Consider the following 12338-nt stretch of genomic DNA (forward strand, 5'->3'; position numbering starts at 1 on the left):
CAAATAATGACTTATTAGGATTACGGTGCGGATTTTTGTCCGCTACGCGTATGGTGCGGATTTTTGTCCGCTTACGCCGACGAACGCGACATAAAAGCGGCGGCGCGTGCAGCGCGACGACGCAGGCGCGAAACCGACAAGCGCAAAGCCGACAAACAAAAAACCGCCAAACCCGAAGCCGCCACACGCCGACGCAGCAAAGCCCCTCGGGTGACCCGTGTGCGGGCACTCCGAGGGGCGCGATGAAAGGGGTGAAAGGGGGAGAGACGAATCAGAAGGGGATATCGTCGTCCTCCTCGGGCGGCATCGGCGGCGGCGTCTGCTGCTGGTAGGACGAGCGCGGAGACGATTGGCCGCCGCCGTAGTTGTTCTGCCCGTAGCCGCCGCCCTGATTGTTGTAGCCGCCTTGGCGACCGCCGTAACCGCCTTGGCCATGAGAACTCTCCTGACGCCCGCCGTAGCTGCCGTCCTGCTGCCCGGCATAGCCGCCTTGGCGGCTGCCGCCGTCGCGGCTGCCGAGCAGTTGCAGATTCTCCGCCACGATGCGAATGCGGCTGCGGCGCTGCCCGGTCTGCTTATCCTCCCACGAATCCTGCTGCAAGCGCCCCTCGATAAAAACGGGGCGACCCTTGGCGAGGTACTGAGCCGCGATCTCACCCGTGCGTCCCCAGCAGGTCACATCGAGGAAAGTCACCTCTTCGCGGCGTTCGCCCTCACCCTGACCGCCCGACACGCGGTTGACGGCGAGGCGCAGCTCGGTGAGCGGCGTGCCGCGGGGCGTCGTGCGAACCTCGGGGTCTGCCGTCAGGTTACCAATAATCATCACTTTGTTCAAATTAGCCATAATCGTGCGAGAAATAAGGTGCTTATTACGAGCGGTCGCGGTCTGAGGCGCGCCGCCTGTCTGTCGGCACTATCTTACCTTGTGTACCCGTCATCTTGCAAGCATAAACTGTGTCGCAGCATAAGAGAACCTGCGCGAAACAATTTCTCGCAACTGACGCAAATATAGGCTTGCCAGGCACGCATCCGCCATGTATAATGTGCAGCCGCGCATACGCGGGAATCAGATTTTTATCCATTCATGAAAGTTGAACTCATCGAGAAAGCGGCGGAGATTGTTGGCGACAACCAGCTTCTGGTCAACATCGTTTCCAAGCGCGTACAGCAGCTCAACCACGGCTCGGATCCCTACGTGCCCACCACTCCCGAGATGGGCTGCGGGGACATTGCTCTGACGGAAATCATCAAGGGCAAGATCATCTGGCATGAAGCCAGCGCCGACGAGCTCGCCGCGATGAATCAGGAAGTCGAAAGCGACGAATTCTCTGCTCCGGCTGACGAGGCTGCCGACAAGGCCGCCGAGACGATCACCGTCACGCCCGAGTTCTGATTCTCACAGATCGCCCGCCAGTCGGGAATCTCGCGCTGCCCGCCTTTCGGATTTCCCGGAGCCGGGCGCGCTTTTTTTTCCGGCGCCTCCGGCGCAGTCGAACCCCGTCCTGCGCAGCCGCAAGCGCCACAACCGACAACCAGCCCCATCGACATGGCAAACAAAAAGCCCCACAACAGCAACAACATCATCGCCGGCAACAAAAAAGCCGGCCGAGACTACGAGATTCTCAGCCGACACGAATGCGGCATCGAGCTACGCGGCACCGAGGTCAAATCCATCCGCGAGGGGCGCGTCAACATTTCAGACGCCTTTGCCCGCGTCGAAAAAGGCCAGCTCTTCCTCTACGGCTGCGACGTGCAGCCTTGGGAGACGGCCGGCAAGTGGTTTCAGCACGAAGCTAAACGCCCCCGCCGCCTGCTCATGCACAAGCGCGAGATTCTCAAGCTCGAGATTCAAATGGCCCAGAAGGGCTATGCCTTGCCCCTGCTGAGGCTCTACTGGAAAAACGGCAGAGTCAAAGCCGAACTCGGCGTCGGCCGCGGCAAGACCCACCGCGACCAGCGGTACGACCTCAAGGAGAGGGCGGAAATGCGCGAGGTGCAGCGCGAAGTCAGCCGCTTCAACAAGGGGCGTTGGTGAAGGGCGGCTTCCCCCGCTTCCGCTCGGCGGGCACGACGCCGCCGCCCCCAGCGTCGACTGAGAAAGAGCTTGACGCTGAGCCCGCGCTGCGCTAGAGTCGGGGCATGTCACGCTACAACGGAGAACAGGTTCTCGTCGTCCCCCGCGACGTCTTTGAACAAGTCGGCGCCTTCAACGGCGTGCGCCGCAACCCGCAGGACTACCTCGAGGCCTTTCTGAAGCCCGGCGTCGCCCGCTTCATCGACCGCGCAACGGCCGAAGAGTCGCCGGAATACAAACAGATCATCGCCTACGCCATCTTCTGCCACGAGGGCAAGGTGCTCAGCTATGCGCGCACCTCCAAGGGCCATGAAGCCCGCCTGCACGACAAGTACTCGCTGGGCATCGGCGGCCACATCAACCCCGTCGACGGCCTCGCCGAAAACCTCAGCACCTATCTGGCGGGTGTCGAGCGCGAAATCCGCGAAGAGATTCGCTTCTCGGGCAACGCCCGGCAGCAGCTCTACGCCGTCATCAACGACGACACGAACGAAGTCGGCAGCGTCCACCTCGGCATCGTCCACCGCTTCGATCTGGACAGCGACGCCGTTGAACCCAACGAAAAGACGCTCGATCGACTCGCCTTCCGCAGTCTCGATGAGCTGTCCGGCGAGCTCTACCCGAAGCTCGAAACCTGGTCGGCCATCTGCGTCGACGCTCTCCGCGGTCAGTGAAACGGAGCGCGGCCGAGCGCGACACGCTCCGCAACACCCTGCGACGCTCTGCCGCACCCTGCCGCCCCCCGCTGTACTCCGGCGGCATCCCGCCGCACATCGGCGGCACCCGAGCCCTCGCCTGCAAGCTCGGCGCGACGCTCCGTTCATCGCTGCGTCGCGCCCCTTTGCGCCTACTCCTGACAGCTTTTGAGCTTGACTCAGGGGAGCGCGCAGCGCAGAATAAAAGCGTGATAACGAAATCAGCCACGGCTGTCCTCATCGCAGCCCTTCCCGTGTTGGCGGATTCGCCCGAATCCGTGCCGTCCTCCTCGGCGTCGGCTCCGGCCGTCCGGGTCACGGAGGCATCGACTCCCTCCCCGGCTCCCGCGCCCGAGCCCGCTCCGGCTTCTGAAACGCCTGTCCCTGCGCCGACTCCGGCTCCCGCGCCCGCTCCGGCACCTGCGACACCTGCTCCCGCGCCCACTCCTGCACCCGCGCCGACCCCGGCTCCCGCGCCCACTCCTGCGCCTGCGCCTGCGCATGCTCCGGCTCCTGCGACACCTGCTCCCGAGCCCGCTCCGGCACCTGCGCCGACCCCGGCTCCCGCGCCCGCTCCGGCTCCCGCGACACCTGCACCCGCGCCGACCCCGGCTCCCGCGACACCTGCCTCTGCGGCCTCGAACGTCGAGGACGCCTACCGCGGCATCGTGAAGATTGAAGTCGCCGTTCGCATGCCCGACTACAGCCGCCCGTGGCAGTCAGGCGCTTTCGGGCGCGGCAACGGCACCGGATTCATGGTCGGCAAAGGGCTCTTCATGACGAATGCTCACGTCGTGGCCAACGCCGATCGCATCTACATCTCGCCCTACGCCGACTCGCGCAAGATTCCGGCCCGCGTGAAATACGTGGCTCACGACTGCGACCTCGCGCTCGTCGAGGTCGATGACGCCGAGGCCTTTGCCGACGTGCCCTGCCTCGCGTTCAGCGACTCGTTGCCCAAGCTCGAAGACACGGTTCGCGCCGTCGGCTACCCCATCGGCGGCAGCCGTCTCTCGGTGACGCGCGGCATTGTCTCGCGCATCGAGAGCGTCCCCTACTCGCACCCGCGCAACATCGCCCACCTCACCGTGCAGATTGATGCGGCCATCAATCCCGGCAACAGCGGCGGCCCCGTGCTCATGGGCGACAAGGTCGTCGGCGTCGCCTTCCAAGGCCTGCTTCAAGCCAATTCGACGGGCTACATGATTCCCATGCCGGTCATCAAGCGCTTCCTCAAGGATGTTGAGGACGGCGTCTACGACCAGTACGTCGAGCTCGGCGCGGCCTTCTTCCCGCTCGAAAACCCGGCCATGCGCCAATATTACAAGCTGACGGAAGAGCCGGTCGGCGTCGTTGTGAGCGACATTGCTCAGGGCGGCTCCTGCGACGGCGTGCTTCAGGTGGGCGACGTTGTGATGGAGGTCAACGGCTGCCCCGTCGACAGCTCGGCCATGATTGAGCTGGACGGCGAGCGCGTGCAGCTCGAAGAGCTCGCCGAACGCGCCTTCCGAGGCGACAAGGTGCAATTCTCCATCCTGCGCGACGGCAAGCCCATGCAGGTGACGGCGACGCTGAAGGCCGCCCCGGGCCGCAGCGTCAACACCTTCTATTACGACGTGCAGCCGCGCTACGTGCAGTTCGGCGGTCTCATCTTCCAGCCGCTCGATCTCAATGTGGTGGCCGCCCGCAGTATTGACGTGAAGAACTACCTCGTCGAAATCAACAATTTCATGACGCGCGGCGGCTCGCTCAAGAAGAAGGATCTCGTTCTCATCACCGAGGTGCTGCCGGACGAGGTGAATGCGCGCTTCGCCGGCAATGTGACCAACAGCATGGTCTCCAAAGTCAACGGCGTTGAAATCACGAGTCTCGAGCAGCTCGCCGAGCTGCTCTACCCGAAGGACGGCAAGCGCCCCGACTACACCGTCATCGAGGTCGTCGGCAGCGATCGCCCCATCGTCATCGACAACAGTACGGTTGATGCCGCCAATCAACGCATCTCTGCCGGCTACGCCATCCCGGCCCCGGCGCGTCTCAAATAACCCAAGTTTCAGACTCTCTGCATATGAAGAAATCCGTTCTCCTGATCTCGGCCTTGGTCGGTCTCAGCCTCGCGGCCTGCAAGCCCACGCCGCGCAATCCCCGGGCGATTGCGGCCGACCAACAGAGCCAAGCCGCCGAACAGCAAGGCCAAGCCGGCGCCCCCGCGCCCTCCGCCGAGCAGCCGCAGCCCGATGCCGCAGCAGCGTCTCCGGAAGCGCCTCAGGCCGATGCATCGGCCGAGAAGGCTCCCGCCGCTGAGCCGGCCAAGCCCGACACGCTCAGCTACCTGCTTGAAGTGCGCAGCACCCGCCAGCAATACAACCTCGTGCAGCCTTGGCAGAAGGGGAAGATGAACAACGGCAGCCTCATGGGTATCTACCTCGGCGACGGTCGCGTGCTGACCTTCGGTGACGCCGTCGATGCCGCCACCTATCTGGAGATTGCCCTGCCCGACGGCTCCGGCGCGGTGCCGGCCAAGCTGCTGCGCTACAACCGAGACATCAAGCTCGCCCTGCTCACCGTGGCGCACGAGGAGGATGCCCGCATCTTTGACGGCCGCACGGCTCTGCCCCTCGGCGATGCCATGCGCATCGGCGACAAGGCCGAGTTCTGCGGCTCCGTGCAGGGGCTGCGAGCCGCGCAGGTGCCCGTGACGGTCGAAGGCAGCGGCACGAGCTCCAACGGCATGCCCCGCCTGAGGGTCAAGGCGGCCACGGCCATTCCCGCCGGCAACAACTCCTACGGTTTGCCCATTGTGCGCGACGGCAGGCTCTGCGGCCTGACCAGCGGCTATGATGCGGCTCTACAGGTATTCACCGTCATCAATGCTGAGCTCATTGAGCGCTTCCTCAACAACGAGCAGGCTCAGGCTCCTGTGCTGGGGCTGGAGTTCGAGGGGCTCGACGACCCGGTGTTCTGCCGCTATCTGAAGCTGGACGAGAACCAAGGCGGTCTCTACATCAGCCGCGTGCTGCCGGGCAGTGCCGCCGAGAAGGCCGGCATCTGCGCGGGCGACGTGCTCACGGCGGTCGAGGGGATGCCCATCGACAAGCAGGGACGCTGCCTGTCGCCTCTCTACGACTCCATCAGCGCCACCACCCTGCTGCGGGGGCTCAAGCCGATCGGCGAAACCATGACGCTCTCGATACGCCACGAGGGACAGGCTTCCGATAAGACGGTCGAGCTGAATCGCGACGCGGAGGAGAATTCTCTCTACTGCCGGGATCTCCCCGGTGAGCAGCCGCGCTACATCATGTACGGCGGTCTGCTTTTCCAACCGCTGTCTCCCGAATACATCAGCGAGCTGAAGGCCGCTGCCAAGGGCGACCTGCCGGCGACTTTCCTCGAGCTCGACGGGCGCATGGACGAATTCCGCCGAGAGGGCCGCGATGAGCTGGTGGCGCTCACGCTTGTCATCGCCACGCCGGCCACGCTCTCCTACGAGCAGATGACCTTCTGTCTGGTCGAGAAGGTGAACGGACAGGTGGTGAAGAACTTCCGCCAGTTCTTCGACCTGATTAACAAGCGCACGCCCGACGGGCTCATCACCTTCGAGGTGAATAAGGCTCCCTTCACCATCGTGATGGATCAGAAGCTCACCCGCCGATGCAACAAGGCTATCAAGGCGCAGTCCATCCCGCGCTTGGTCGTGCTGAAGGAGGACGGCTCCGAAAAGTCCGCTGCTGCCGACGAAGCGGCCTCTGACGAAGAGCCCTCCGCCGAGGCGGCTGCGAGCGAATCGCCTGCTCCGGCTCCGGCACCGGCACCGGCTCCGGCTCCGCAACCCGCTCCGGCAGCCTGAGGCTCACAGGGCTTCGCTCCGCCTGCTCTCCGAAGCGGTGGCGCCGACAAGGCGCCACCGCTTTTTTTTGAGGCGTGCAGAGCAGCTTTCTCCGCGCCGCCGACGGGCAGCGCCAAAACCGCCGAGAGCCGCGCCAAGCTTTTGCCGGGAAGGGGGCGCGGGCCGCTCCAAAAGAACGCAAGAGCGGCGGGGCTATTCCCCGCCGCTCTCTCATCGGCCGAAGGCTTGGCGCGCGCTCGACTCGGAGGAGGGGTGCAAATCACTCCTCCCACTTGCCGTCGTCGCTGTAGGGAACGGCTTTGAGTTTCGGAGCCTTAATGAGCTTCATCACGTCTTTGCCCGGCTTCTTGGCCGAAACATCGAGCTTCTTCTCGGTGAAGACGGCGAAGTCAGCCTCGGGCTTGACGTCGCCGCCCGTCGCCAGAGAGAAGTAGCCGCGCTCGGGGTTGAGGCGGCAGTTGATATTCATGTTGAGGTTGCCGTCCTTCGTGAAGCGGAAGGTGTCGGCCAAGCTCCACTCCTTGCCCGTCCAGCGGAAAGCGGGGCCGAAGGTGGCGCGGCGCTCGTGCTCCTTGGACTCGACATTGCGGCGGAAGTCTTCAACGAAGCCGCATCCGCCGCCGATGCCGCGGCGGATGGCTTGGACGCGCCAGCAGCTCAGCAGCTCCCAGTGCTTCGTGGCGGGATTGTAGATGTAGCCGGCAATCTGGCGGAAGTGCTCGCCGTCCGGCTTCTCAACCACCAGCGTGCGAATTACCTCGCCCTCCTTCCAAGGGAAGAGGCGCATGGACCTGCCGCCGGTGCCCTCGCCGCCGAAGCGAGCCGTCACCACGCCGCGGCCGCGCTGCACCAACTTGGCGCGCTCCTCCTCCGGGGCGGCGTGCGGATTGTCGCCCGAGTCCTTGGCGTCCCAGATCGAGAAAATCGCCACGCGCTTCGTCTTGCCGGATTCGTCCTCGGGGAGCTCCTGCACGCCGATGTAGCCGCCGCCAAAGCTGTTGCAGGCGAAGTAAGTGCCGGGAGCACTCTTCTCGATCACCATCTCGGTGTAGGCCGCCGTGTGGGGCACCTTCGGGAGATAATTCAGATGCACGGAAGTGCACTGACGCTTGGCCATGTTCTCCGGTTTCCAGTAGTCGGAAGCAGGATCGGCCACGACAGCGGAGCTGCAAAGTGCGGCCACGCCCAGAGATGCAGTCAGAAAAGCTCGGAATGCGTTCATCGGCTACATCCTAATCAAATCGGCCGAGCATGGCAAGCACAAAGTGCACCCCTTTGCCCCGCGAGCAACGCTTTTTTACCCTCTCCGCCCCGTGCCTGCACAACTCCCCGCACACGGGACTTCGGAGCCGCGCCGTCCCCGCGCTTCCTGCCGCCTGCGCGGGTCTTTTCATCCGCTCCGTCGTCCGCACACTCCGCCGCCTGCGCGGGACTTTTCGTCCGCTCCGCCGTCCGCACACTCCGCCGCCTGCGCGGGACTTTTCGTCCGCTCCGCCGCCCGCGCTCCCCGCCGACGGCACGGAGCTTTTCGTTTGTCTCCTCAAGGGATAAAACTTGCGCGACGGCACAAGCTGTGCTAGGCTCCCTGTCATGAAGGAGCACGGAAAACGCAGCTGGTGGAGACGCCTCGGCAGCCTCCTCTTCGGCTGCGGGGGCTGCGGCAGCTGCGGCAGCTGCGGGAAAGACGGCGACTGCGGCGCTTCCCCCTGCGGCGGCGATGCCTGCGCTTGCCGACACCGCGAAAAGACCTGCCGCAGCGGCCGATGCAGCGGCAAACACTGCGGGGAGCCGGGAGCGACGGGCACGCTGGCCGATCTGGCCGTCGGGCAGAGCGGACGCGTCATCGAGGTGGCCGACGGCGATCAGGATCTCATCAACCGCTTTGCCGACCACGGGCTCGTGCGGGGCATCCGCGTCACGGTACACGAGCAGGCGCTCTTCGGCGGCCCCATGCTCGTCGCCGTGCAGGGCACCATGGTCGCGCTGAGACTGCGCGAAGCCCGCCTCATCCGCGTCAAAGTCTGCCGCGAGGGCGACGACACACCAAGCTTCGACCCCGACATCAGCTGGAAGCAGACGCCCCACCCGGACGAGCCCTGAGCCTCGCCCCCGTGTCCGCCATCGCCACCGCCACCGCAACCACCGTCTCCATCGCCGCCACGCAACGCCATGCCTGATCTTCCGCAAGCCATCCTCATCGGCACGCCGCACTGCGGCAAGACCGCGCTCTTCAACCGCCTCACGCGCACCAACCGCCCCGTCGGCATGACCGTCGAAGAGGTGCACGAAGTGCTGCACACCGAAAGCGGCGACGTCGACCTCATCGACCTGCCGGGCGTCTACCGCTTGGGTGAAAACTCACCCGAAGAAGCGCTCGCCATGCACTGCCTCTGCCGCCATCGGCCGAGGCTCGTCATCAGCGTTGTCGACGCCACCAACCTCGACGTGCAGCTCTACCTCACCCTTCAGCTCTGGCACTTCGGCTGGCAGGTTCTGCTCGTTCTCAACATGGCCGATGCCGCCGTCAATGCCGGTCTGCGCTTCGACGTGCGCCGCATGGAAGAGCTCATCGGCGTGCGCGTGCTGCGCACCGATGCGTTTCACGGCACCGGCATCAACCGCCTGCGCCGCCTCATCGGCCGCGTCTGCCACGGACTCGCCGAATCGGGCACCATCCGCCGCCCGGCCTACGGCGAAGCCATCGACCGCATCTTTCACATCCTGACGCACGCCTACGAGAGCGCCCAATTTCCGCCGCACGACGAGCCGCCGACCTACATCGCCTCGCGCCTGCTGGAGGGCAACTCGCGCATGATTGCCCACTTTGCCCACCACGGCGAAAAGGGGCAGCGCTTTCTGCAAATCGTCGACGACTGCCGAGACTCGCTCGCTCGCGAGTTCGGCGTGAGCCCCGCAGAGCTGCTCACCGACAAGCGCTACGGCGTCATCCACGGGCTGGTCGGCGAATGCGTGCACGGCAACTCCGGCGAGTGGGATGCCCGCAAACTCACCTTGGCCTTCGACCGCCTGCTCACCCACCGCTATCTGGGCATGATTGTCTTCGTCGCCATCATGTTCTTCATCTTCTACATCAGCTTTGCGCTGGGCAACCCCATGGTCGAAGCCGTGCAGAGCGCCTTTGACGCCCTTGCCGAACGGGTGAGCGAGCTGCTCGGCGACGGGCATCCCCTGCTCGTCTCGCTGATCACCGGGGGCGTCATCGGCGGCGCGGGCGGCGTCATCAGCTTCGTCCCCACCATCGTCATCCTCTTCGCCTGTCTCTCCCTGCTGGAAGCCACCGGCTACATGGCGCGCGTCGCCTTCCTCATGGATCGCTTCATGCACAAGATGGGCCTGCACGGCAAAAGCTTCATCCCCATGCTGCTGGGCTTCAGCTGCAACGTGCCTGCCGTGCTGGCCACGCGCAGCATCGAGAGCCGCACGGATCGGCTCGTCACCATGTTCGTGCTGCCGTGGATGAACTGCTCGGCGCGGCTCGTCGTCTTCACCCTCATCATTCAGGCGCTCGTCCCGGAGCAGTGGCGCACGCTCACCCTCTGGAGCCTCTACCTGCTGGGCGTCGTCGTCGCCGTCATCATCGCCCGCCTGCTCAAAAGCACGCTCTTTCGCGGCGGCGACGAGCTCTTCATCATGGAGCTGCCGCCCTACCGCCTGCCCTCTCTGCGCGGCTACCTCATGAGCGTGTGGGAGAAGGCGAGCGGGTATCTGAAAAAAGCCGCCACCTTCATCCTCTTCGGCTCCGTCATCCTCTGGGCCTTCAACACCTTCCCCCTGCGCGAGGATGCGGAGGGCGGGGCTCCTCAGGCTCAAGTGGCGCACCCGGATTGTTACGCCGCGCGCATCGGCCGCCTCTTTGAACCCGTCTCGCAGTACGCCGGCATGGACTGGCAGGCCAACTCCGCCATGATCGGAGCCTTCTCGGCCAAAGAGCTCCTCGTCACCCAGCTCTGCATTCTCTTTCACGCCGGCCCCGACCCCGCCAGCGAAGTCGGCATGAGCGACGAAGAGAAAAGCGCCTACGAAGAAGGGCTCACCCGAGAAGCCATCCGCAACCACTACAACATCCCGCAGGCTCTCGGCATCATGGTCTTTGCCCTGCTGGCGCTTCCCTGCATCGGCACCGTCGCCGTCATCCGCAAAGAATCGGGAAGCTGGGGCTTCACGCTGATGCAGTTTCTGACCTGCAACGTCGTCGGCTTCGCCGCCGCCGTTTTCGTCTACCAGATCGCCTCCCTGTTCTCCGCCTGAACTGCCCCGAACTTTCGCCCGACGCGGTGTCAAACCGACCCGACGCGGTGTCAAACCGACCCGACGCGGTGTCATACCGACCCGTCGCGGCGTCATCAACGCCCGCTGCGTTGTCATACAGACAGAAAAAAGGGTTGCATGCACGCAGCGGCGTGCTATCTTAAAAAAGATCCCCCTCTGCCGGGGGGAGTTTAACCCACCATCAACCATATGACAATCTCAAGCCTTCTCAAGACCGCTGCCCTGGTCGGCGCACTGGCGCCCCTCGCCCAGGCTCAGGCTCCCGTCCCTTCACCCGCACCCGTTCCGCCGCCTGCCCCGAAGCCGGCACCCGCTCCGCTTCCGGCACCGCGACCGATCGTCTCTGACCGCGAGACCATCCAGGCTCAGGTCGATGCACTCAACAATATCGCCAATGAGCTGATGTCCGTCGGTCTCAGCGAAGACGAGGCCCGCGAGATTGTCAACAAGATCGCCCCCAAGGTCCTCGGCCAGCGCCCGGTGCACGCCGTCCCGGCAACAAAGATTCAGCCCGCTCCGGTGCCGGCTCCCAAACCCGGAGCCCGAATCCGCGGCAAGATGCAGACGAAGGTCTTTGTCAACGGGAAGGAGGTCAGCAGCAGCGAGCGCGTCATTGACGAGCCCGCGCCCGTCGTGACTCCGCGCGTCAAGATCAATGGTCGCCCCGTCGCCCTGCCCCCTGAAGGCGGCAAGGTCATCGTCACGCCCGACGGCGGCGTCCGGGTTGAGAAACCCGCCCCTGCGCCCGCTCCGGCTCCCGCCCCCGCTCCCGCGCCGACCGAAAAGGTCATCATCACCAGCCATGGCGGACCCGTCATCGGCGGGGCTGAGGGCAACACCCGCATCTTCATCAACGGACAGCCCGTGCCGGCCAACGCCGAGATCACCGTCGGCCCCGACGGCAAAATGATCAACCTGAAGCCGCTTCCCGTTCCCCCGGCTCCCAAGCCTCCCTGCTGCGGCCCCAAGCCTGACGCCAAGCCCGTACCGGCTCCCGTTCCCCCGGCTCCCAAGCCCCCCTGCTGCGGCCCCAAGCCTGATGCCAAGCCCGTCCCCGCTCCCGTCCCCCCGGCTCCCAAGCCTGAGGCCAAGCCCATGCCCGCTCCCGCTCCTGCGCCCGCTGACGAGGCCGCGCAGGCCGTGAAGCCCGCTCCGCTGCCCGCGCCGGCTCCCGCCGACAAGGCCATGCCGGATGAACAAAAGCCTCGCCTTTTCATCAACGGCCGAGAAGTTACTCTGCCGGCGAACGGCGGAAGGATCATCATCGATGAGAACGGCCGTGTGACCACCCCGGCTCAACCCTGAGCCGCCGTCGCGCAGCTCGGCGAAAGCTCAGCTCTCCGCCCCCGTTTGCCCATGAGCAAACGGGGGCTTTTTTTTTGCACCGCACGCTTTGCATTAAACTTGACCTGAGCGCCCCTCTGTGGTATCATAT

General features: G+C 64.9%; 10 protein-coding genes. 8 read left to right on the top strand and 2 right to left on the bottom strand.

Annotated elements, in window-relative coordinates; all coding sequences use genetic code 11:
* Nucleotides 1–271: 271 nt before the first annotated feature.
* On the bottom strand, nt 272–844 hold the full coding sequence (locus AC6UAL_RS07465; RefSeq protein ID WP_500682750.1) for a single-stranded DNA-binding protein: 573 nt from the start codon (nt 842–844) through the stop codon (nt 272–274).
* Nucleotides 845–1084: 240 nt separating this feature from the next.
* Here AC6UAL_RS07465 and AC6UAL_RS07470 point away from each other — a divergent pair, with 240 nt between their 5' ends.
* The 5 genes from AC6UAL_RS07470 to AC6UAL_RS07490 all read left to right on the top strand — a co-directional run bounded on the left by AC6UAL_RS07470 (nt 1085) and on the right by AC6UAL_RS07490 (nt 6613).
* Nucleotides 1085–1393 (top strand): DNA-directed RNA polymerase subunit omega, encoded by a 309-nt coding sequence (locus AC6UAL_RS07470; protein ID WP_500682751.1) that lies wholly within the window; start codon nt 1085–1087, stop codon nt 1391–1393.
* Nucleotides 1394–1546: 153 nt separating this feature from the next.
* Nucleotides 1547–2035 carry an SsrA-binding protein SmpB gene (smpB, locus tag AC6UAL_RS07475; protein ID WP_500682752.1) on the top strand — a complete coding sequence of 163 codons (489 nt, stop codon included), beginning with the start codon at nt 1547–1549 and terminating at the stop codon, nt 2033–2035.
* A 104-nt stretch (nt 2036–2139) separates the two neighbouring features.
* Complete coding sequence (locus AC6UAL_RS07480; RefSeq protein ID WP_500682753.1) at nt 2140–2748, top strand: hypothetical protein; 609 nt, start codon at nt 2140–2142, stop codon at nt 2746–2748.
* Nucleotides 2749–2978: 230 nt separating this feature from the next.
* Nucleotides 2979–4811: a S1C family serine protease gene (locus AC6UAL_RS07485; protein WP_500682754.1), complete on the top strand. Its 1833-nt coding sequence runs from the start codon at nt 2979–2981 to the stop codon at nt 4809–4811.
* 23 nt (nt 4812–4834) lie between these two features.
* Complete coding sequence (locus AC6UAL_RS07490) at nt 4835–6613, top strand: PDZ domain-containing protein (protein ID WP_500682755.1); 1779 nt, start codon at nt 4835–4837, stop codon at nt 6611–6613.
* Between the two features lie 259 nt (nt 6614–6872).
* Here AC6UAL_RS07490 and AC6UAL_RS07495 read toward each other — a convergent pair whose 3' ends face one another.
* A complete protein-coding gene (locus tag AC6UAL_RS07495) occupies nt 6873–7835 on the bottom strand; it encodes a DUF3472 domain-containing protein (RefSeq protein ID WP_500682756.1) in 963 nt (320 codons plus the stop codon).
* 368 nt (nt 7836–8203) lie between these two features.
* Between AC6UAL_RS07495 and AC6UAL_RS07500 the strand changes: the two genes are divergently transcribed.
* The 3 genes from AC6UAL_RS07500 (at nt 8204) to AC6UAL_RS07510 (ending at nt 12208) form a co-directional block, all read left to right on the top strand.
* Nucleotides 8204–8713, top strand: coding sequence for a FeoA family protein (locus AC6UAL_RS07500; protein WP_500682757.1), 510 nt, complete (start codon nt 8204–8206; stop codon nt 8711–8713).
* A gap of 69 nt (nt 8714–8782) precedes the next feature.
* Complete coding sequence (gene feoB, locus AC6UAL_RS07505; RefSeq protein WP_500682758.1) at nt 8783–10882, top strand: ferrous iron transport protein B; 2100 nt, start codon at nt 8783–8785, stop codon at nt 10880–10882.
* Nucleotides 10883–11092: 210 nt separating this feature from the next.
* Nucleotides 11093–12208 (top strand): hypothetical protein, encoded by a 1116-nt coding sequence (locus AC6UAL_RS07510; protein WP_500682759.1) that lies wholly within the window; start codon nt 11093–11095, stop codon nt 12206–12208.
* Nucleotides 12209–12338: the final 130 nt, after the last annotated feature.

Source organism: Candidatus Parakkermansia intestinigallinarum (assembly GCF_944389695.1).
GTDB classification, from domain to species: domain Bacteria; phylum Verrucomicrobiota; class Verrucomicrobiia; order Verrucomicrobiales; family Akkermansiaceae; genus Akkermansia; species Akkermansia intestinigallinarum.